Source organism: Mesorhizobium ventifaucium (assembly GCF_935822925.1).
Taxonomy (GTDB): Bacteria; Pseudomonadota; Alphaproteobacteria; order Rhizobiales; family Rhizobiaceae; genus Mesorhizobium; species Mesorhizobium ventifaucium.
The window spans coordinates 30823-51970 of record NZ_CAKXZS010000010.1; the positions used below are offsets into that span (position 1 = coordinate 30823).

General features: G+C 60.4%; 19 protein-coding genes and 2 pseudogenes. 2 read left to right on the top strand and 19 right to left on the bottom strand.

The window, feature by feature from the left end:
• The 13 genes and pseudogenes from NMG70_RS07815 to ccoN all read right to left on the bottom strand — a co-directional run.
• Window positions 1-732, bottom strand: a 732-nt coding sequence (locus NMG70_RS07815) for a diguanylate cyclase domain-containing protein (protein ID WP_301555138.1), incomplete at its 3' end; no start/stop codon positions are given.
• Complete coding sequence (locus NMG70_RS07820; protein WP_254024000.1) at window positions 728-1414, bottom strand: hypothetical protein; 687 nt, start codon at window positions 1412-1414, stop codon at window positions 728-730. The genes NMG70_RS07815 and NMG70_RS07820, both read right to left, overlap by 5 nt.
• 255 nt (window positions 1415-1669) lie before the next feature.
• Window positions 1670-2851, bottom strand: a complete 1182-nt coding sequence (gene ubiM / locus NMG70_RS07825) for a 5-demethoxyubiquinol-8 5-hydroxylase UbiM (protein ID WP_254024001.1) — start codon at window positions 2849-2851, stop codon at window positions 1670-1672.
• Window positions 2852-3286: 435 nt separating this feature from the next.
• A pseudogene (locus tag NMG70_RS07830) lies at window positions 3287-5175 on the bottom strand (glycoside hydrolase family 127 protein).
• Entirely contained in the window at window positions 5172-5294 is a 123-nt protein-coding gene (locus NMG70_RS32640) for a hypothetical protein (RefSeq protein WP_280174574.1), read from the bottom strand. Before NMG70_RS32640 ends, NMG70_RS07830 begins: the two are co-directional and overlap by 4 nt.
• Window positions 5295-5514: 220 nt before the next feature.
• Window positions 5515-5670, bottom strand: a complete 156-nt coding sequence (ccoS, locus tag NMG70_RS07835; protein ID WP_008871940.1) for a cbb3-type cytochrome oxidase assembly protein CcoS — start codon at window positions 5668-5670, stop codon at window positions 5515-5517.
• The gene (locus NMG70_RS07840) at window positions 5667-7949 is read right to left on the bottom strand and encodes a cation-translocating P-type ATPase (protein ID WP_254024003.1); all 2283 of its coding nucleotides are present in this window, start codon (window positions 7947-7949) and stop codon (window positions 5667-5669) included. Before NMG70_RS07840 ends, ccoS begins: the two co-directional genes overlap by 4 nt.
• Window positions 7946-8443, bottom strand: coding sequence for a FixH family protein (locus tag NMG70_RS07845; RefSeq protein WP_254024004.1), 498 nt, complete (start codon window positions 8441-8443; stop codon window positions 7946-7948). The genes NMG70_RS07840 and NMG70_RS07845 overlap by 4 nt, the downstream gene beginning before the upstream one ends.
• The gene (gene ccoG, locus NMG70_RS07850) at window positions 8440-9999 is read right to left on the bottom strand and encodes a cytochrome c oxidase accessory protein CcoG (RefSeq protein WP_254024005.1); all 1560 of its coding nucleotides are present in this window, start codon (window positions 9997-9999) and stop codon (window positions 8440-8442) included. Before ccoG ends, NMG70_RS07845 begins: the two co-directional genes overlap by 4 nt.
• 167 nt (window positions 10000-10166) lie before the next feature.
• On the bottom strand, window positions 10167-11030 hold the full coding sequence (gene ccoP / locus NMG70_RS07855; RefSeq protein ID WP_254024006.1) for a cytochrome-c oxidase, cbb3-type subunit III: 864 nt from the start codon (window positions 11028-11030) through the stop codon (window positions 10167-10169).
• 2 nt (window positions 11031-11032) lie between these two features.
• Window positions 11033-11182, bottom strand: coding sequence for a CcoQ/FixQ family Cbb3-type cytochrome c oxidase assembly chaperone (locus NMG70_RS07860; RefSeq protein WP_040591650.1), 150 nt, complete (start codon window positions 11180-11182; stop codon window positions 11033-11035).
• An 11-nt stretch (window positions 11183-11193) separates the two neighbouring features.
• Window positions 11194-11925 carry a cytochrome-c oxidase, cbb3-type subunit II gene (gene ccoO / locus NMG70_RS07865; protein WP_254024007.1) on the bottom strand — a complete coding sequence of 244 codons (732 nt, stop codon included), beginning with the start codon at window positions 11923-11925 and terminating at the stop codon, window positions 11194-11196.
• The gene (ccoN, locus tag NMG70_RS07870) at window positions 11916-13547 is read right to left on the bottom strand and encodes a cytochrome-c oxidase, cbb3-type subunit I (RefSeq protein WP_008871934.1); all 1632 of its coding nucleotides are present in this window, start codon (window positions 13545-13547) and stop codon (window positions 11916-11918) included. Before ccoN ends, ccoO begins: the two co-directional genes overlap by 10 nt.
• 122 nt (window positions 13548-13669) lie before the next feature.
• On the opposite strand from ccoN, the pseudogene NMG70_RS33235 reads away from it, so the two are divergent.
• Window positions 13670-14192, top strand: a pseudogene (locus tag NMG70_RS33235) (transposase family protein); the annotation flags it as partial.
• Here the strand turns inward: NMG70_RS33235 and NMG70_RS07875 are convergent.
• Complete coding sequence (locus NMG70_RS07875) at window positions 14129-14893, bottom strand: Crp/Fnr family transcriptional regulator (protein ID WP_077376458.1); 765 nt, start codon at window positions 14891-14893, stop codon at window positions 14129-14131. The pseudogene NMG70_RS33235 and the gene NMG70_RS07875 sit on opposite strands and share 64 nt — an antisense overlap.
• A gap of 158 nt (window positions 14894-15051) precedes the next feature.
• On the opposite strand from NMG70_RS07875, the gene hemN reads away from it, so the two are divergent.
• Window positions 15052-16401, top strand: coding sequence for an oxygen-independent coproporphyrinogen III oxidase (gene hemN, locus NMG70_RS07880; protein ID WP_254024053.1), 1350 nt, complete (start codon window positions 15052-15054; stop codon window positions 16399-16401).
• Between the two features lie 152 nt (window positions 16402-16553).
• Here the strand turns inward: hemN and NMG70_RS07885 are convergent, their stop codons facing one another.
• Genes NMG70_RS07885 through trbL form a run of 5 tightly spaced genes read right to left on the bottom strand, consistent with a single transcriptional unit; the run spans window position 16554 to window position 21136 of the window.
• Window positions 16554-16826 (bottom strand): DUF2274 domain-containing protein, encoded by a 273-nt coding sequence (locus NMG70_RS07885; protein WP_077376452.1) that lies wholly within the window; start codon window positions 16824-16826, stop codon window positions 16554-16556.
• A gap of 12 nt (window positions 16827-16838) precedes the next feature.
• Window positions 16839-18053 carry a TraB/TrbI/VirB10 family type IV secretion system protein gene (locus NMG70_RS07890; protein ID WP_254024008.1) on the bottom strand — a complete coding sequence of 405 codons (1215 nt, stop codon included), beginning with the start codon at window positions 18051-18053 and terminating at the stop codon, window positions 16839-16841.
• Between the two features lie 13 nt (window positions 18054-18066).
• Window positions 18067-19092 carry a P-type conjugative transfer protein TrbG gene (trbG, locus tag NMG70_RS07895; protein WP_254017446.1) on the bottom strand — a complete coding sequence of 342 codons (1026 nt, stop codon included), beginning with the start codon at window positions 19090-19092 and terminating at the stop codon, window positions 18067-18069.
• Entirely contained in the window at window positions 19082-19813 is a 732-nt protein-coding gene (trbF, locus tag NMG70_RS07900; RefSeq protein ID WP_254024009.1) for a conjugal transfer protein TrbF, read from the bottom strand. Before trbF ends, trbG begins: the two co-directional genes overlap by 11 nt.
• Complete coding sequence (gene trbL / locus NMG70_RS07905; RefSeq protein ID WP_254024010.1) at window positions 19814-21136, bottom strand: P-type conjugative transfer protein TrbL; 1323 nt, start codon at window positions 21134-21136, stop codon at window positions 19814-19816.
• Window positions 21137-21148 lie beyond the last annotated feature (12 nt).

Here is a 21148-nt window from a genome sequence, read left to right on the forward strand (position 1 = left end):
AGAAACATTCATTGCCACACGAACATCTCGACAGTCAGCTTTCACCAAGCCGTCGATAAGAGCATAACAGTCGGAGAATACCGTTTGAGTTAGCAGTTGAAGCATCCCGGTTTCGCGTGCGGCTGTCATGATTTCGGGTGGAGAGATGGAACCGTGGATCGGGTGTGACCACCTTAGCAAGGCTTCGAAACCGACCACGACCTCGGTGTCGAGTCTTACGATGGATTGGAACCAAGGTGCCAACCTTCTCGCCTCTATCGCCGAATGAAGGTCGCGTTCGATGGACTGGCGACGTTGCAATTCCGTGTCGAGTTCGGCATCGAACAGACGAAATTCGTTCCTGCCAAGACGCTTGGCCGTGTAAAGGGCGACATCCGCCCGCAGCAACATTTCCGTCAGCTTCGGCCTTTCAGCCAAGTATATTCCGATGGATGCACCAATCCGGACGGACGCGACCTCAGGATAGGGGCTGGCGACTTTGGCTATGATATTGGATGCGAGGCTGCTGGGAGAAAGCGAACTCCGGAGTGAGGGAAAGAACAGCACGAACTCATCGCCGCCGATGCGGGCGAGCGTTGAGCCTGCCGGCGCTTCCTGCTCTATGCGGCGGGCGATCCTGACGAGCAGTTCATCACCGGTCCTGTGACCGTAGGTATCGTTGACAGATTTGAAGCCGTCCAGATCGATCAGCATTGCAACGAAGGGGCCGTCTTTATTATCGAGCTGACTAATCGCGTGTTCGAGGCCGCGTGTTGAGAAGCGCCGTTAGGTGGTCCTCCCTGGAATTGCGCTCCATTTCCGCCGCAAGCCGCTCCGCCTCATGTGTCAAGCGGCTCGCTTCGCGGAAGCGGGCTTGCCCTACAAACGAGGCTCGAACCAAGCCGCCCTCGAAGAGCAGAACGGCAAAAGCCAGCATGTAGTTTTCCAAGTTGCCTTTCGTCAGCAACCACCCCGCTGTGATGAGGAGTGGCGGTGTGATGAAGTTGATCGCTGCCGCGGCATATGAACTGCCGTATGTAACCGCACCAGCTGAAATGCCGGCCAGAATAATCAGATGCAGCGGCGCTTGGGGTGTTGTGTAGCCAACAGTAAGGACGGCAAGAAAGGACCAGGCAAACCCTGAAAGAAGAGCAAGGATACCAAACCAGCGGAGCCGCTGCGAAATCCCTGTTAAATCGTCGTGATGCCCCGTCTCCTTTAGCGGATAACGGGCGAGCCCGAGGCGGGCGGCATTTATCGCATTGATAACCAGGAACCAGATTGCGGCGGCAAAGCCTCCGCCAGAAAAGGCCTGCACCGTCAAAATCAGGCCTGACAGCATAGTGCTTATCGGCATCGACACGAAGAGACCGGCCTTCAGATCAGCAAGCTGATCCTGAAGGATTCTGGCCTCCAGCTCGTCTTCTTTCTTCATGTTCGGACGTCAGGTTGCATCTCCTGCTTGTACGCAGCACATGTCTATGCAAGCCTACTAAAGGAGGGGTTAACTATTCAGCGCGACATCAGCCTCTGGGCTGATCAGCCAAATAAAGCGCTGAGACAATACCTCTTCGGGGCGACATTTATGGCCTGCCGCGGGAAGCTGCCGCCTCTGCGTGCAGGGGCAGCGATTACTCCGGCGAATGAGGCCCTCTTTCATCGCGCAAGGTCCAAAGCTCCTGGTACGGTTTCATCGCCTAAGCATGGCCGAAATGCCATGCCGCATAAAGGGAACATGTTGGGCGAACCGAAGCCCCACATGTCTTGCAAGCCGTGCCGCCGGGTGCTCGCTTGAGTAGAGTCCGACGACAATGTTCGTGCCATGGAAGAGCGGCGCCGCTGACAGGCGAAGCCACCTTTCGTATCCGTGCAGCATGTCGGGATCGGCAATCTCGCGACCGTCGCGACATGCTGTTAGGATTCCATAGGCGAGTTGCTTCTGGCTGCTGATACCGATGTTGAAACCATGAGCAGTTACCGGGTGCATGCCGATGGCAGCGTCGCCGATGAGTGCGGCGCTGGGAGCTTGGAATTTGTGCGCCCAAGTCGTGACCAGCGGATAGGCATGGCGCTTGCTTGCCAAGGTCATTTTTCCAAGGCGCCCTCGACACCGGTTCGTCAATTCCCTCAGAAACAAATGGTCGCTGAAGGCAAGCAGTCTATCGGCCTCGTTTGAGCACAGGGTGAGCAGCAGCGACGACACGCCCTCCGCCAGGGGCAACATCGCTATCGTCTGATGGTGATCGAACCATTCGATTGCCACCTGGTGGTGGGCGCGCTCATGCCGTACCCGGCATATTAGCATGGAGTAGCCAAGCCGATTGATATCGGCGCCTATGCCGAGCAGACCACGAGTGGCCGACAGACGTGAATCGGCGGCAACCAAAAGCTTAGCGTTCAACTGCACGCCATCAGACAGCGTTACGACTGCTCCTGTCTGGCTGGTTGTTGCATCTACGACCGAGCGGCCGCACAGCAGCCGCGCGTGATTCTGCAAGTGGATGGTCTTGAACAGCGCGTCGCGAATTCGGCAATTTGGGACCAAAACTCCGAGGGGTTCTCCAGACCCGCTGGGAGGATCGAAACGCAGAGCGAAAGGGCTCGAACCGTTGAGCACGCGGGCGCCGTGAAGCGGTGATTTGTCCGAAGCGGGGATGGCATCCCAGGCGCCGATCTCGCGAAGGATTCTGATCGAGGCGTGGGTCAGCGCGATTTCCCGACCGTCAAAAGGCGGATTGGCGAGAGTATCGATTGAGTTCTGTTCGACAACTGCGACCTTGAGTTGGCTTTGAGCGAGTGATGCGGCGAAGGAAAGGCCGACCGGCCCGGCTCCGACAACAACGATATCGAATCTGTCATCAGCGCCGCCCATCAGCGTGCCGCCATCGCGGCGGCTATCCTCGTGAGACGCTGGTTGAGTTCAGCCTCCTGTCGTGCGCTGCGTTCCAATGCCCGCCGTATCACCTCAAGGCGCAGGGCGGGAAAATCCGCATGTATCAGCAACGAAGCAGGAAATCGCCTCGAACGCGTACGCGGGTGATCGGACCAGCGCTCGCGTCTGGGCAGCCAGGCACATACCCAGCCAGCAAGCGAGATTGTCACGTCGGCAGTTTTTGACCGACGCGGCGCCCTTATCCCCCTGTATGCAGGGTCGGTTCCAATCAGGTCGTGTAACTCGTCAACCAGAGCACGGACCGGTGGACCGCCCGCCGGACGAATGAGAATATTATCTGAGGCTTCTGATGACTGCATCTTGTCGGCATTCATTGGTTGAGAAGTGGCCTCCCATACGGCGACAGCGCTGAATTCAGCTTTCCAGCAGCCACACTTGCATCGAGCCTTTCGCCCGATTGTTCCAGAGATAATATGGCAGAGCGGTTAGCCGGCAGCCCGAAACGATCGGGGGCGCATTCCTGTACAGGCTGTCTCCCCACTCTTGGTCTTCGATGCGGTCAGCGTGACCACGCCATCGAAGAGATCGCCCCGTTCCACCGTTTTGATCCTGGCGTCTCGCGGCAGTTTGAGCTGCTGCACCGCCCCCCCGGGATTGTCGACCTCTTCAACGCAATAAACCAACGGCCCGCGCTTGAGCGCCACCCGGCCGATGTCCTGCTTGACCGAGGGATGAGCATAGATGCGCTTGGGAGAAATCGGTAGCTCGAGGGCGATGGTGTCTCCGGCATTCCATAGCCGCGAGATCGCAAGATAGCCATTTCTGGTGCATGCCGTCACGTCGACTGCACATCCCCCGACCGAAGCTTCGGCTTCATGAGCCCAACCGGGAATGCGGAGGTTGATGGTGAACTCGGCCGGCGCGTCAGGGCTGACCTCGATCCTGATCGAGCCGAAAAATGGATAGGCGCTGGTTTCCCGCAGGAACACATTGCCCGTAGCGAGTTGGATGTTCGTGGAAACGCCGCCGTAGAGATGGAAGGCGATTGCGTTTTCACTGGCCGACACGAAATAGCCTCCGATCGAAGCAATCAGACGAGACGAATTCATCGTGCAGCATGGGCATGGGTGCCAGGCCCATCTGCCGCGTCGCCCATCGCTCTCGAGCGGATTGGAGTAGAAATAGCGCTCGCCATCGCGCGAAAGGCCGGTCAGCGCGCCGTTGAACAACGCCTGTTCCAGAACGTCGGCGTATCGGCCGTCGAGTTCGAGATGCAGCATGCGATGTGCCCAGAAGATCAGGCCTACCGAGGCGCAGGTCTCCGCATACGCCGTATCGTTCGGCAGGTCGTGATCCTCAGTAAAGCCTTCATTCGCGGCAGCCGGACCCAAACCGGACGTGATGTAGATTTTCGAGGAGATGACGTCGGCCCAGAGCACCTCGCATGCTTTCTTAAGGCTGTCGTCATTCAGTTCCGCCGCGAGGTCGGCCATGGCAGAAAGCATGTACATCGCTCGGACCGCATGTCCGACCACCTTAGTTTGCTCGCGCACCGGCCTGTGCGACTGGTTGTACTCATATCTTTTCGCCCTGAAATCCCTGGGGTTCTCCCCGCGCTCGACCGCTTCCTGATCGAAGTAGTGCGGCTGACGCCCGCGCTCATTCATGAAATAGGCCGCGAGGTCGAGGTGCATTCTGTCTCCAGTCAAGCGATAGAGCTTAACGAGGGCCAGCTCGATTTCCTGATGGCCGCAATAGCCGCGCTTCTGGCCGGGGTTCGGGCCGAATGTCTTGCACACATGGTCAACATACCGCTCAAGGATGTCCAGGAGCCGGCGCCGGCCCGTCGCGAGGAAGTAGGCGATACCGCCCTCGAGCAGATGTCCAAGATTGTAGAGTTCGTGATTGTCGCGCAGGTTGGTCCAGCGCTTGTCGGGCTCGCGCTGCAGGTACCAGCAGTTCAGATAACCGTCGGGAGCCTGCGCCTTTTCGAGATCATCGACAATGTTTTCGATCCATGCCTCGATGTCGGGATCACGCCTGTGTGACAGCGCGTAGGATGCTGCTTCTATCCACTTGCCGGCGTCGGAATCCCAGAGCACCTGCCCGGAATCGTGCTCGTTGCCTGGGACGCTCAGTGGCAGCGACTGGTTCGGCAGTGTGAGGGACAGCAATACACCTTGCTTGCCAAGCTGGACGTGCTGGCTGGGGATGGTCCGTGTCAGCACCGTCTCCAGCCGCTCGCGCCAGAATTGCCCCTCCAGCGCGACATCAACGAACCGAACTGGCTTGAACTCGCTCATTCGAACGCATCGGCTCCTGCAATGACGTGCGCCGGCCTGCTCACGGCTTCGACAATGCCGGCGCCCCCGGCGAACACGGCCAGCACCTGATGCCGCTCGGCTTCCGTCCGGCTAGACATGCGTTCTCCCCTTGAAAAGACTCGTCCATTGAAATCAGGGCGATGAGCAGACAGCACTGATCTGGGTCAGCCAGACACGACAAACCCGCGCCGCCGGTCTATCCGCTCCGTTGCACTTGGAACACGTACATCGCCAGCGCTCGTCCGGCCGTGGGAGGTACTTCGTGGCATCAGCCGCTTGCATGGCGGAATGGGCGACGCAGGCCCTCGAGTGACGGAATCAGCGTTCCGGCCTCTCGTCCCGGTCAATGAGGATACGCTCGGCGGCTCCGTCGAGATCCTCGTATTGACCACTCCTCAAGGCCCACAGGAAGCCAGACAGTCCAAGCCCGCCCAACAACAGAGCCACCGGTATGAGATAGACCAGGATTGTCATGAGGGTTGCGTCAATGTGCCGGTGTGGGAGCGGCTATCAGGCGGAGCAGTTCTCCTTGGCACGTCTGGCACAAAACCTTGCAGCCTCGACGCATTGCCAATGACAAGCAGTGATGAGGCCGACATCGCGATTGCCGCAATCAATGGTGTTACCTGCCCCAAAATGGCGATCGGGACGGCAATGGCGTTATAGACAATCGCGATGGCGATGTTTTGCCGGATCAGTTGTCCGGCCTTTCGCGAAACGTCGAGGGCAAGGGAGACGGCCGAAAGGCTTTCGTGCAGGAAAACGAAATCCGCAGCTTTGCGGCCGACATCGGCCGCCGTGGCTGGAGCGATCGAGACATGTGCCGCGCCCAGCGCAGGGGTGTCGTTGAGGCCGTCGCCAACCATGAGCACCTTGTGGCCGTCCTTCGCCAAGCTTTCAATATACTTGACCTTGCCCGAAGGAAGCAGCGCCGGAACAAAGTGATGTATCCCCAACGTCGTCGCGACCTCGCCGCAGGCAGCCCCGGTATCGCCCGACAGCATTTCCACGGAAACTCGGGCGTTGTTCAATTGCTCGATGGCCGCCCTGGCGTCCGGACGCAGCGCGTCCTTGAAGACAAAGGACGCCACGATGATCCCGTCTTTGGTCAGAACCGTTCCGCCGTATCTGCTTTCGCCACCGGTTCGGGCCTTCCATCCAGCCCAACCGCGCCGCCCCAGTCGCCAGGTGCTTCCCCTCGCGGTGGCTTCGATGCCGAATCCGGGGTGTTCGCTGACAGCTTCGAGCTTTGGCTGGCTGGCGAAACCGGCAAAGGTGGCAATGGCGTTTGAATGCGGGTGACGGGAGTGCGCGGCCATCTCGGCAGCGATTGCCAGCATGGCCGGATCGACTGACGACGCATTGACGAGCCGGGGCTGTCCGAGCGTAAGCGTTCCTGTCTTGTCGAACACGGCCGTGTCGATCGCCGCCAGGCGCTCCATGGCCGAACCATCCTTGACCATGACACCGCTTTCGAACAGACGCCGCGCAGCGACCACCTGCACGATCGGCACGGCGAGACCGAGCGCACATGGGCAGGTGATGATGAGAACGGCGATTGCGCTTGTTACTGCCCGGTGCCAATCGCCGGTCGCCGCCATCCAGCCAAGGAACGTCAGGAAGGCGGTCAGATGAACCACCGGAGCATAGAGCGCTGAAACGCGGTCGGCGATCCTGCGATAATGCGCGCGACCGCCCTCGGCGGCTTCCATCAGCCGGACCATTTCGGCCAGGAAAGAGTCTTTTGCGGCGGCTGTCGCCTCGACCGTCAGTGGGCCGGTGAGATTGTGCGTGCCGGCCTGCACGGTTTCCCCTGTCGCCACTGTTCTGGGTGTGCTCTCACCGGAAACCAGTGAACAGTCGAGATCCGAAGAGCCTCGAATGACCTTGCCGTCGACGGGAATCCGTTCGCCGGCAGCGATCAGCAACTGCATGCCTGGTTCGATCTCGCCAACCGGCCGGTAGTCGCGCGTGCCATCGTCGCGCAATACTATGGCGCCGCGCGCCGCCAGCCGTGACAGACCGTTCACCGCGGTCCGGGCACGCTCGCGCATCACGTGATCAAGCGTGCGGCCGATCAGCAGGAAGAACAGCAGCGATACCGATGCATCGAAGTAAGCGTGGTCGCCATGGTTGATGGTTTCGTAAAGGCTCATCGCGTAGGCGAGCGAGACACCAACCGCAATCGGCACATCCATGTTCATGCGGCCGTGACGCAATGCGTTCCATGCCGAGCGGAAGTAGATGCCACCAGCGAAGGCGAGCGCGGGGATGGCGATCAGTGCCGAGACCCAGTGGAACAGGTCGCGGGTCGCACCTTCAGCGCCGGACCAGACCGACATTGAAAGCAGCATGATGTTGCCCGCTGCAAAGCCGGCAACCCCCACGGCCCGGATCAGCTCCGATAGCGTCTTGTCCTTCTCCCCTGTCTCGGGCTCGAACAAATGCGCTTCGTATCCCAGCCGTCCAAGCGCGGCGACAAACGGTGGAACCTCATTTCCGCGCCACCGGATCGCAACCCGTTTCGTCGACAGGTTGACACGTACAGCCTCGACGCGATCGAGTTTTCCAAGCGCCCTCTCGATACTCTGGATGCAGGCTGCGCAATGCACCGTCGGGACCGAGAGATCGGATTGGTGCAGATCGCCGCCAAGCGAGCGGCTCGCCAGCCTGACCTCCTGGCTTGATGGCAGGACGGATATGCTGCTTGCCAGATCCAGCGCCGTTTCGGCGCCCGGTGCACAACAGCTCATTGTAACGCTCCATGGGAAATTATAATTCGACGGACGTCGCGATAGGGTTCTGCGAGACCAACATCGGCGTCGACTTGGACGATCCAGACGCCGTCCCTTGGCGTATGCTGGGCGGCAAATTCCTGGCTCGCGGCAGGCGCAAGCATGACGGCTTTGTCCTCGGCCTCGTAGGCGGGATGACGGAACAGGAGCCTGACGCCGTGCAACTGGACCGCTTTGCCGGCGGCCTCGCTGAGGCCGTAGCGGACCTCGCCCCGTGCGATGGTCAGTTTGCCGGTCCAGCCGAGTGCGGCCTGCGCGCGCCCTTCCTCGGCTATCCGGTTGAACTGCTGGCTCGCGACATAAGTATTTTCGACGACAAGACCCGTCCAGCTTGTGCTGGCGAGTGTTGCCATGGTCAGGTTCACACCAACGATCACGCCGAAAAAGCTAAGGATGATACGCAACATATGCCTGCCGGTGAATTCGGGGGGCCTTCGTGCATTGACGCTCATCTAACGATCTCCGGTGCGTTGAACGTGGCCGTGTATTCGTCCGACTCGAAGCTCGCCTTGTCCTCGACCCGGAACTTGAACGTCTGCGCTCGGGCATTGATCTGTTCCGCCGGCTGGCTGACGAAAATCTTCAGCATTTTCAGCCGGTCCGGTTCGACCGGAACGGAGAGGGAGCGATCCGCAGGCATGTCGATCCCGACGACGCTCATCTCGGCATCCGCCAGGCCCTGCATGGTGACGACGATCGTTCTTGGCTCTGGGATCATGTTGAGCAGCTTGACGGTGTAACCATTGCGGATCGAACCATCGGACAGCGTGACGAACTGCGGATTGCGGTCGTGCAGAACGTTGACCTCGAGCCGATCGCGCGTCAGCAGCGAGTAGAGTAAGGCGAGACCGACCGCCGACCACGCACTCATGTAGACGAAGGTGCGCGGTCGAAAGATCTTGCGGACATGGAAATGGGCTAACCTGTTGGAGAAAGCGCTGCCGTCTGTCCGCACCAGCGACGGATTCACCGAGCAAGCGCCGCCTGCGGTCGCCGCCGCCATGTTGGCGTTGTAATCGGACAGCGTCGCATACGAGATCAGCCCGCGCTCCTTGCCGAGTTTGTTCATTACGCCGTCACAGGCGTCGATGCAGAGCGCGCAGGTGATGCATTCGAGCTGCTGGCCGTCGCGGATGTCGATCCCCATCGGACAGACCGCGACACAGGCATTGCAATCAACGCAGTCTCCAACCGGCTGCCCTGCGGCAAGAGCCTTCTTGGCATGGCGCGAACGGGGTTCCCCGCGCCAGTCATTGTAGGTCACAGTGAGCGAATTCTCGTCGAGCATGGCCGCCTGGATGCGCGGCCACGGGCACATGTAGGTGCAGACCTGCTCGCGCATCAGTCCACCGAATGTGTAGGTGGTTGCCGTCAGCACGCCGATGGTGATGTAGGCGACCGGCGCAGCGGTGCCAGCGAAGACCTCGTCAATCAGAGATGGCGCATCGGCGAAATAGAAGATCCAGGCGCCGCCGGTCGCTGCCGCTATGGCCAGCCAGATGGCGTGTCTCGATACACGCAGCACAAGCTTGCGCGCAGTCCAGGATCCCGCGTCGAGCTTTATGCGAGCATTGCGATCTCCCTCGATCGCACGCTCTACAACTAGAAACAGATCGACCCATACCGTCTGCGGGCAGGTATAGCCGCACCAGGCTCTGCCAACAGTGGATGTGATCAGGAAAAGGCCGATGCCGGCCATAACGAGAAGGCCGGCCACATAGTAGAATTCCTGCGGCCAAATCTCGATGAAGAAGAAATAGAAGCGGCGGTTGGCAAGATCGATCAGCACGGCCTGGTCCGGTGCAAACGGACCTCGGTCCCAGCGCAGCCAGGGCGTCAGATAGTAGATCGCCAGCGTGATCGCCATCACCAGCCATTTGAAGCGACGGAAATTACCCGAGATTCGCTTCGGGAAAACCTTCTTGCGTGGGGCATAAAGCGGCTCACGGGTGCTGGGGGAGTCGATCGCGTCTGCTTCGGGCGGTTCTGTCTGCGTTTTATCACGCACGTAGCATCTCCAGTCCCGCTGCCGATGTCAGGGCCGCCCATCGAACAGCCTCGCCGTGGGCGGTCCGCCCCGTGTCGATGCAGGTCGCAGCCGGAATGGTGTCGAGGCCCGGCTCGCGCCGGGCCTCGTCGCTTGGCAGGGGGAGGGCCGAGAATAGGCTTCCGTTCCTATTCTCCGCCGCCAAGCGAATGGACATAGACCGCAAGTTCCTTGACCTTGACCTCGCCGAGACGCCCACCCCAGGCCGGCATGACGCCTTGCTTTGGCGCGCGAACCTGCGCGGCAATAGCCGTCTCGCCCGCCCCGTAGAGCCAGATCGCGTCGGTCAGGTCGGGTGCGCCAAGCTCCGTGTTTCCCTTTGCATTATCACCATGACAGGCGGCACAATTCTCGGCAAAAACATTGGCGCCGGGTATGACCAATGCTTGATCGCCAACAGCGCCGGAGAGACTCGAGACATAAGCGCTGACCTGTCTAATCTGCTCGGGCGTAATGATGTCACCAAAGGCGGGCATTTCCGACAGGCGCGTGTCGGAGTCGGAGGCAAAGCGGATGCCGTGCGTGATTGTCTGCTGGATCTGCTCGGCCTTGCCGCCCCACAGCCAGTCGTCATCATTCAGGTTGGGAAAGCCCTTCGAACCTTGGGCGCCGGAGCCATGGCACTGAACGCAATTGACCTTGAACGCGGCGCCCCCGGCCGCGATAGCGAATCCGCGCAACACATCGTCGGCGGCAATCTCGAAGACAGTTTTCGCCTGAAGGGCGGCAACATACTTGCCCTTGGCGACCTCGGCCGCTTCCAGCTCATTCTTGACATCGTGGCGGCTGGAATAGACGAGCACGCCTCGGGTGGCGGAGCTTAGCATAGTCCATGCGGGATAAGCGATGGTGTAGCCGATCGCCCAGACTATGGTGACGTAGAAGGTGATCACCCACCAGCGCGGGAGCGGATTGTTGAGCTCCTTGATCCCGTCCCATTCATGGCCGGTGGTCGAGACGTCGGAGACTTCGTCAATGTGCTCACCGCTCATGATCAGTCGTCCTTGAGAGGGATTTGAGCAGCTTCGTCGGCTCGCGTCCTGCTGCCGGGACGGAGCGCAAAGGTGATGCATCCGACGAAGAACAGCGCCATAGCGAGCAGGCCCCAAGTGTCGGCAAACGCCCGCATGAAGTTGTAGGTCATCACCATTCTCCTCAGCGGTAACCGGCGGCTTCGTCGTAGTTTTTGAAATCGACCAGAGTGCCAAGCATCTGGAGGTAAGCGACCAGCGCGTCCATCTCGCTGACCTGTTGCGGATTGCCATCGAAGTCACCGAGCTTGGCCTTTGGATACCGCGCTTCAAGACCGGATGTGTCGATGTTGGGATCTGCCTGCGCCATGAGATCGGCATTCGCGCTCGCGATCATGTCGTCGGAGTAGGGCACGCCCACACGGCTGTTCGCGATCAGGTGCGTCGAGAAGTCCTTCACCTCAATCGGCATTTCCTTCAGGAACGCGTAGCTCGGCATTATCGATTCCGGCACCACCGAGCGCGGATACACAAGGTGCTGAACGTGCCATCCATTCGAATAACGGTCGCCCACCCGCGCGAGATCCGGTCCTGTGCGTTTCGATCCCCACTGGAACGGGTGGTCGTACATCGACTCGGCCGCCAGACTGTAGTGCCCATAGCGCTCGACCTCATCGCGGAACGGCCTGATCATCTGGCTGTGGCAGAGGTAGCAGCCCTCGCGCACATAGATGTTGCGGCCGGCGAGTTCGAGCGGCGAATAGGGCCGCATGCCTTCGACCTTCTCGATCGTATTGTCGAGATAGAAGAGCGGCGCGATCTCGACGATGCCGCCGATCGTCACCACCAGAAGGGAGCCGACGAGAAGAAGCGTGGCGTTCTTCTCGATGACGGCGTGTTTGTCCATCAAGCCCATTTTCTGGCTCCTGATCGCGCAGGTCGGACGGCGGCGATGGGACGCGGCATCGGTTTCTCCTCGCGCTGGTAGCCGAGGATTGTCATGGTGACGTTCCATGCCATGATCAGGGCGCCGGACAGGTACATCGCGCCGCCGATGGCACGCATGATATAGTAGAGATGCATGGCGGCGACAGTTTCGGCGAACGAGAAGACCAGAAAGCCCTGCTCGTCGTATTCGCGCCACATCAGGCCCTGCATAACGCCGGAGACCCACATCACCGCGGCGTAGACGACGATCCCGAGCGTTGCCAGCCAGAAGTGCCAGTTGACGAGCCGCAGCGAATAGAGCCGCTCGCGGTTCCACAACTTCGGCACCATGAAATAGATCGCGCCAAACGAAATCATGCCGACCCAACCGAGCGCGCCGGAATGCACGTGGCCGATGGTCCAGTCGGTGTAGTGCGACAGCGAATTGACAGCCTTGATTGACATCATCGGGCCTTCGAAAGTGGACATGCCATAGAAGGCTATGGCCATGACCATCATGCGGATGATCGGGTCCGTCCGCAGCTTGTCCCAAGCGCCGGACAGCGTCATCAGGCCGTTGATCATGCCGCCCCAGGAGGGCATCCAAAGCATGATCGAGAACGCCATGCCGAGCGTCTGCGCCCAGTCGGGCAAGGCGGTATAGTGGAGGTGGTGCGGGCCGGCCCAGATGTAGAGAAAGATCAGCGCCCAGAAGTGGATGATCGACAGCCGGTAGGAATAGACTGGCCGGTTCGCCTGCTTGGGCACGAAATAGTACATCATGCCAAGGAAGCCGGCGGTGAGAAAGAAGCCTACGGCATTGTGGCCGTACCACCACTGCGTCAAGGCGTCCTGGACGCCGGAGAAGGCTGAATAGCTTTTTGAACCCACGAACGAGACTGGCATCGACAGGTTGTTGATCACATGCAGCATCGCGATGGTCACGATGAAGGACAGGTAGAACCAGTTGGCGACGTAGATGTGCGGTTCCCTGCGCTTCAGGATGGTGCCGAGGAACAGGACGAGGTAGGCGACCCAGACCATTGTCAGCCAAAGATCCACATACCATTCGGGCTCGGCGTATTCGCGGCTTTCGGTGATGCCGAGCAGGTAGCCCGTCGCAGCCATGACGATGAACAGCTGATAGCCCCAGAACACGAACCAGGCGAGATTGCCGCCAAACAGCCGGGCGCGGCAGGTGCGCTGTACGACATAAAGGGACGTGCAAAGCAGCGCATTGCCGCCGAAGGCAAAAACCACGCCGGATGTATGCAACGGCCGCAAGCGGCCAAAGTTGAACCAGGGCTCGACGCTGAGATCGGGATAGGCAAGCTGCAGCGCGATGACCACACCAACCAGCATGCCTACGACGCCCCAAAACACCGTCGCCACGGCCCCGTAACGGATTGGACCGTCCATAAAAGCGGCGGGGTCTATCGGAACTGCAGGCTTGAACTCCGTATTGCGCAACAGGATCGCGGTGAAACCAGCTACGGCGAAGAACAACACCCACATATGCTGGCGGAAAGGTTCATCTACGCCGAAACCGGCAGCCACCAGGGCCGCAAAAGCGAACAGGCTTAGAAGCACGATCTCTGTGCCGAATTTCATCGCAAATCCCGATCTCGAATCCGGCGGACGCCAAATCCGCTGTGCATCAATTGCGCAGCCGCCGCCTGCTCGCCCTGATCCATGTCAGGGGCCGCACGATTTTTCGGCAGCTAGGTTGACCTTCGCGGCGGCCGGTGCGCTACGCCAACCAGCTGCCCGACCAGATCGAGCTGACGATCGTCGCAACCAAGAAGGACAAGTCGCACTGGGCGCCAGGAAGATTAGGGAGCTCCTGATCAGGAGGCTCGCCGGCGATGTCCGCATACCCTCGAAGAGCCCGGTGCATGCCGTGCTCGATCGTCACGGCCTGTAAAGCGCTCCCGTCAGCGGCAGCGCTTCGGCACGCAACTATCACCAACGCGTTGTGGTGCACGGACTTCTAAGGGGAGTTCCGGCGGGCGATGGTCGTTATTGTGACGGTCACCGACCCGGCCTCGCGCTACCTGCTCCCCTGCGAAGCGCTCGAATCGAAGAAGGAAGGACCGGTCATCGAGGCCGCCATCCGCCTGTTCAGGGAACGCGGCCTGCCTTCCGCCATCAGGAGCGACAACGGCCTGCCCCTTCTCTTCGCCGAACGGCCTCTACAACCTGTCCAGGCTGTCGGTCTTCTGGCTCAGGCTCGGCATCGCCATCGAGCGCAGCCGGCTCATGCTGTCCACCATCACATGGCGTGTGTTCTCGATCCGGATCACGCCGTCAGCCCGCAATTGCGTCAGCTGCCGGCTCACAGTCTCGTTCGTAATTCCAAGAAAATCAGAGATCTCGGCACGCGTCAGCGGCAGATCGAAGGACGCTGACCTGGCTACCGGGTCAACACTGGAATCGATATTCCGAGCGATCATGAGGAGAAAACTCGCCACCTTTTCCGATGCGGTCTTGCGCCCCAACGTCACCAGCCACTCGCGTGCTTCATCGAGTTCATTCAGCGTCTGCTTGAGCAGGCGATGCTCGAATTCCGGCGACCCCTTCATCATCCGTTCGACGGCTGCCCTTGGAAACGAGCACAGCGTGACAGCTGTCACCGCTTCCGCATTGATCGAGCTTTCCACCTTAAAAGGACGTCCCAGAAAATGCGGTGCAAACTGGAGACCGACGATCTGCTGGCGACCATCGGAAAGGCTCTTTGTCAGCTTTACCACGCCTGAAAGCAGGTTCGAATAGCTGTCGACCGCCTGTGCGTCGCCGATCAGTTCCACTCCTGACTCGATCTGGCGCCGCGAGCAAGTCTTGGCGAGCCCAACCAAATTGTCTGGATCAAGCGCACCGCAGACGCCGCGATGCCGTGCTTCGCAATGGACGCAAAGAACGGGAATACCGGAAGTGTGAATGTGTCGCCGTACTGACATGCGCTCGCTCAACTCGATCCCAAGTGCCGGCAGGATACCAATCTAGGGTAGAAAAATCCTTGCGGCAGTTTGTCCGAGTTGCTGATTGACCGAAATCAGGGCTTTGGCTCGCCAATAAGCCCAGAGTTCCAGCGATGCAAACATGGTTGGACCACGACATGCAGTCCGAATTAGCTGCCCGGGTTGGCGGGAACGTCCCGCGCTATACCAGTTATCCGACTGCACCGCATTTCCACGCGGGCGTCGATCCTGCGGTTTATCGTGGCTGGCTGGAGGGGCTCGAAAGTGGCTGCGAGATCTCGCTCTATCTGCACATACCCTATTGCGACAGACTCTGCTGGTTCTGTGCGTGTCATACCAAGCAGACGCGCTACTATGAGCCGGTGACGGCCTATCTGCGCTCGTTACACGCGGAGATCGCGACGGTGGGGGGTCTCGTCAGCGGCAAGGGCCATGTCCGCGCAGTCCACTTCGGCGGCGGTTCGCCCACCATGCTGAAGCCCGAGGACATGGTGGCGCTCGGCGCGTTTTTGCGGAACAGCTTCGATTTTGTCCCGGATACAAAAATCAGCGTCGAGATCGATCCAAACGACATGGATGAGGCGCGCCTTGATGCGCTGGCCGAAATCGGCATGACCAGGGCGAGTCTCGGAGTCCAGGATTTCGAGCCAAATGTGCAAAAGGCAATCAACCGCGAGCAAAGCTTTTTGCAAACGAAGGCTATCGTCGACGGAGTTCGCTCCCGCCGCGTCGGTTCCATCAATCTGGACCTGCTCTACGGATTGCCGCACCAGAGCAGGGAGAGCGTCTGTTCCACCGTAGCGCAGGCGCTGACCCTGGAACCGGACAGGATGGCGCTGTTCGGCTACGCGCATGTGCCCTGGTTCAAGAAGCATCAGACGATGATCAAAGAGGCGTGGCTGCCTGGCCCCACGGAGCGGTTGGCGCAATCGCAACTCGCTGCGCGAGCGATTGTGGACAAGGGATATGAAGCAATAGGGCTCGATCATTTCGCCAAGCCAGGCGATGCCTTGGCGATCGCGGCCCGGGCAGGGGCTTTGCATCGCAACTTTCAAGGCTACACGGAGGATCGCTGCGAGACACTGATCGGGCTTGGCCCTTCGTCCATCGGCCGTTTTCGCCAGGGCTACGTGCAGAACAATATTTCAACCGCCGAGTACGGAAGTATGGTTGCGCATGGCGGGCTGGCGGTTGTCCGCGGTATCGCGCTTTCCGACGACGACCGCGTTCGCGGCTGGATCATCGAGAGGCTGATGTGTGATTTCGCCTTCTCGGCAGTCGATCTGGTGGAACGCTTCGGCAAAGCCGGCCAGAAGCTCCTTCTTGAGTCGAGTACCATGGCCCTCCACGATCCCGTTCGATTGCTTGAACTGGATGGCGACCGTTTCGTCGTGCCGGCTGAAAGTCGCCCATTCGTTCGAAGCATCGCGGCCAGGTTCGACAAATATTTCCAAAACGGAAGGGCCAGGCACTCGGTTGCAGTTTGAGCCAAAGAGTGCGGTCGCGGTGACGTGCTCCCCTGTTTGCCTCCATTTGTGAGTGAGCCTGTTCACGTGTGATCCTTGACGGATCGGGTTACATATTCAAGCGGAGTTAGCCCATCGAGGCTCGTATGCGGGCGGTTCACTCATTGCCTCGGTTACTCGGAATCTGAGCCTGCCAGACGCCGCGACTTCTCCGGCATGCTGGACGTCGGCAAACCTTCTTTTCTGGCCTTGGCAAACGCTCGGTCGCCTTCCAGAAACCCCGCCAGCATGAAAGGGATGAGTTCCGCCACCGTTTCAGACTCGCCATAGGTCTGACGATAAAGGGCAGCATACTCCTTGAGTGCTTGGCCCAACTCCGCGCTGACGGTGATGGTAATCTTCGAAGGTGTTCGGTCTGGAAGCTTTCCAAGTTTCAAGTTGGCCATATTCACTCCCGCTCAACTCGCGTATGGCCGTAGCACCAGATCCTTGTGCACGATGACGCGCAGTGGCCAACCTGGGCGGATGGTGATGGTGGGCTGAACATTGAGGTTCTTCTCGGTGATGCGCTGGCCGGCTTGACTGACGTTCTGCTGAATGGATTCCCGGATCGCTTTGACCAGATCGCTTTCGTTTTCTCCAAAACTTAACTCGGTGCCGACGCCCAGCAATGTGGCCAGCGCGACTCCCTTGATCAGCTGCCAGGTGTGGAAATCGATCTTGTCCTCGAGCCCGGCATAGCCGGCAGTGTCTGTCGCCGGCAGATTGTCGATTTCGATCGAAGAACCGTCTGGCAGTATTATTCGCTGCCAAACCAGAAGCGCCCGTTTTTGCCCAAAAGCGACGACGCTGTCATAGGTCCCGATCAGCCGCGAGCCTTGCGGGATAAGCAGGATGCTGCCGGTGAGCGTGTCGTGCACGTTCTCGGTGACCTGCGCGACGACAAACCCGGGCAAGTCGGAATTTATGCCGGTGATGAGACTTGCGGCGATCACGCTGCCGGCCATGAGCTGATTTGGCAAAGCTGGCGTCTGCAATGCATGCGGGTTGTAGATCCCGCTGGTGTTGCGCTGGCTGACAAAATCGAGCTTGCGTTGTTGATTGTTCTGATCGCCCTCAGCCGGGGCAACGGAATCTGACGGCCGAGCGGCATCAGATTGCGGAGGCGCTCCGAACGGCTGCTGGGCACTTTTCGCATTACCGCCGATGCCCGCCTCCTTGGGTTGATTTTCAATGCGGAAGAAGACTTGTGATTCGCGCGCCTCAATCGCCTGCTGGGCAACGCGCTGCTCCTCGGCGGAGTTGTCCTGCCCTGGCGCGATGCCGAGCTGGCGCCGCCGCTCAAGGATGGGGCGACCGAGGTCGCCCGGCAGTGGTGGTCCAAGCACAGGAGGGTTCGGCTTCACTCCGGAATAGTCCTTGGGAAGTGTTTCAAGTCCTTCAGGGGTTGGCTTGCGGTCAGTGTTGTAGAGATCTTCCGCCTGTTCTTTGAAGCGAAGCGCCGGTCCTTGCAGCGCCATCATCGTGACGCCCAGGATGGCACCGGACCCGACGGCAGCGATGGCGATGATCACGCCGCGCCTGAACCGCACGGCGCGGCGGGGCGAGGCCCGTAACTGCAGCTGCTCGGGATCGAGTTTTGGCGGAGCATTGGATGGGGAAGTGTCGGTCATAAGGCCCCTCTCCTCACCTGCTGGAGCGCGCAAAGAGAGATACGCGACGCGGCGGTTGCCGGCCGTCCGTCCTTGTAATGCGCACCACTTGCTGCTGCTTGGTGCCGAGGCGTAGTTCGGCCGCGGCGAAGAGCCGATCGACAATGTAGTAGTTGCCGCGCATGCGGTAGTTGACGAGCTGGTTGCCCCCGTCAGAGCCGACGATGAAGAGTGGCGGGGCCTCTCCCTGATCTATGCGGCGCGGGAACTCGATATAGACCTTGCTGCCATCATCGAAGGCTCGCGTCGGTCTCCAGGGCGGTGTGTCGCCCCTAATCGAGTAGCGAAAGCGAATGTTTTCGAGCGCCACGTTCGACGCCACCGGCATGGTAGCCTCGGCCTGAGCGTTGCGCTGGCGGAGCGCGACGATCTGGTCCTCGCTGTACGTCCAGGAGATCGCCGCCATAGCGGTCTTATCGGTGCTTTGAAGCTGCAAGTGGTAGGTGCGTCGTTCCGTGGTGATCACCAGATTGGTGCTAAGCCCCGGCGCGAAGGGTTTTACCAGCACATGGGTGCGCTGGTCGTCACCGGTGCCGCTGACGGTATCGCCGATGACCCAGCGCACCGTGTCGCCGGCCGACACGGCTGTCAGTTTCTCGCCCGGCTGTAGGGCGATATCGGTGACGCGCTCCGGCGCGGCATAGAGCTGATAAAGCGCGCCATCGGTGAAGGGATAGACCTGCACCGCATTGACGTAGCCGTACCGAGTGGGTTGCTGCGTCGCCGCCTTGTTGGCGTCGGCGACGCGTTCTTCAGGAGAGCGCTTGTCGTCGGCGATTTTGCCCGGTTCTGGCTGCAACTGGCCGGGGAGCGGCAACGGCTTTGGCACCTCGACTATCTTGACCGGTGTCTCTGGCGCCTTCTCGATTGCCGCTGCTTTGAAGTCGACAGCATCATACGAAATCTCAGGCGGCACCGGCTTCGATGCGCAGGCCGAGAGAACTGCTGCCGATGCGGATAGGATCAGCGCGGCACGGAACGATTGGGCTCTATTTGTCATCGGCGGGCTCCTTCGGGGAAACGGATGTCGGTGCGGCACTGTCGAGCTCGCGCGACCAGTCGATGGCGTTGATGAAGACACCGAGCGGATTGTTGCGCAGCTGATCCGTATTGCTTGGCGGGCGGATCACGATGGTGAGGATCGCGGTCCAGCGCGTGGTGCTGGCAAGGCTGCCGCGCTCAAAGACCTGCTCAGTCCATTTGACCTGGAACGAGCTGTCGGAAGCCCTGACCACACTGGTCACCTGGACGGACACGCTGCGCGTTCCGATCTGACCGAAGGGATCGTTCGCCTTGGCGTACTCATTGAGGAAGAGTGCCGCACGGTCGGTGGCAAAGTCGTAAGCCGCCAGCCAGTTCTGCCGCACCAGCACCGGATCAGTGGAGACGGAACGGACATTCTGGATGAAGCGGCCGAGGTGCCAGGCTATCTCGGCGTCGGAGGGCTCGTAGTCTTGGATCGCCGGCGCGACGGCGCGTGCCTCGCCGAAGCGGTCGACCTCGACGACGTAAGGCACAACACGGCTCTGCATCGACTGCCATACGAGTCCGCCAGAGAGCCCGGTCGCCAAGGCCAGACAGCCGAGGGCCATGAGCCGCCAGTTCCTAGCCTGTACTCGAGATGAGCCGATGCGCTCGTCCCATATCTGGGTGGCCTTTTGATACGGCGTGACCGGTTCGGGTGTCTTGCCGTAACGTTGAACGGGTCGCTTGAACAGCATCTAGTCGTCCTTGTCGTTGAGAGAGGGATTGGCGCTGCCTCCCGCGCTGTCGCCTTCACGGACAGCCTGCATGGCGGCGTGGCGGTGGGCACGGGCGGTCTGTTCGGAACGCAGGCGCCTTGCCCACGTCGGAGCGGTATTACGGTCTGCAGCGGTTGGGTTTCCAGTCATGGACGCGGTGGGCGCACCACCGGTCGCGGTCCATGCGGCTTCCCGGCCGGCATCGGCGCTACGCCCGAACGTTCCCGCGGCAGCTCTTGCTGCTCGCATCGCGGCGCCGCCGGCGGCACTGGTCACGCCCCGCAATCCAGCAGCCACACCGGACAGGCCGGTGTGGGGCGAGGTTGCTCGCCCGATCTGCCAGGCCGTTAAAGCAGCCGATCCCATCGTTGTGCCGGCCCGAATTGCGGCGAGACTGCCGCCGGTTGCCATGCGCGCGCCAGCAAATGCCGTGCCTCCGGCAACGAGCGATGCACCAGCTGCCGCCGCAGTCGTGCCAAGGGCGGCGCCCGCGCCAAGCTGCGGCGCGCCGGACACTAGACCCGACGCGATGCCGGGGCCAAAGATGCCGAGCCCAAGCAGCGCCAGCGCGCCCAGCACCTGTGACATGGCGGCGGCCAGGTCCGGCTCCTTGCCTTGCAGCGCGGAAGCAAACTCGCCGAAGAGTGTGGAGCCGATGCCGACGATGACGGCAAGTACCATCACCTTGATGCCTGAAGAGATGACATTGCCGAGCACGCGCTCGGCCAGAAACGCCGATCGATTCCAGAGTGCGAAGGGAACCAGAACAAAGCCGGCAAGCGTGGTGAGCTTGAACTCAAGGATTGTGATGAACAGCTGAATGGAAAGGATGAAGAAGGCGATGATGACCAGGAACCAGGCCATGAGCAGCACGAAGATGGTGAGCGCGTTGCCGAAGATTTCTGGAAAGCCGAGCAGCTGACTTGCCTGATCAAGCAGCGGCCAAGCGCCTTCGAAACCGGTCGCGGCGATGCGGCCCGGGCGCAGGAGATTGTCTGGGGAGAGATTGCCGGAGGACGCGTTGATGCCGAGCCCGGCAAAGGAGCGATAGATGATGTCGGCGAGGTTCTTAAAATTATTCAAGATGAAGGCGAAGACGCCGACATAGAGCACCTTGCGGGTAAGCCGGCCGAGAATGTTGGGCTCGTCGCCGAGCGCCCAGGCCAGCCCGGCCAGCGTGATGTCGATGCCGATCAGGATGGTGGTGAGGAAGGCGACGTCGCCCGAAAGCAGACCGAACCCGCTGTCAATGTAGCGGATGAAGGTCTCCATGAAGCGATCGATGACGCCAAGGTCGTTCATGCCGCCGCCTTC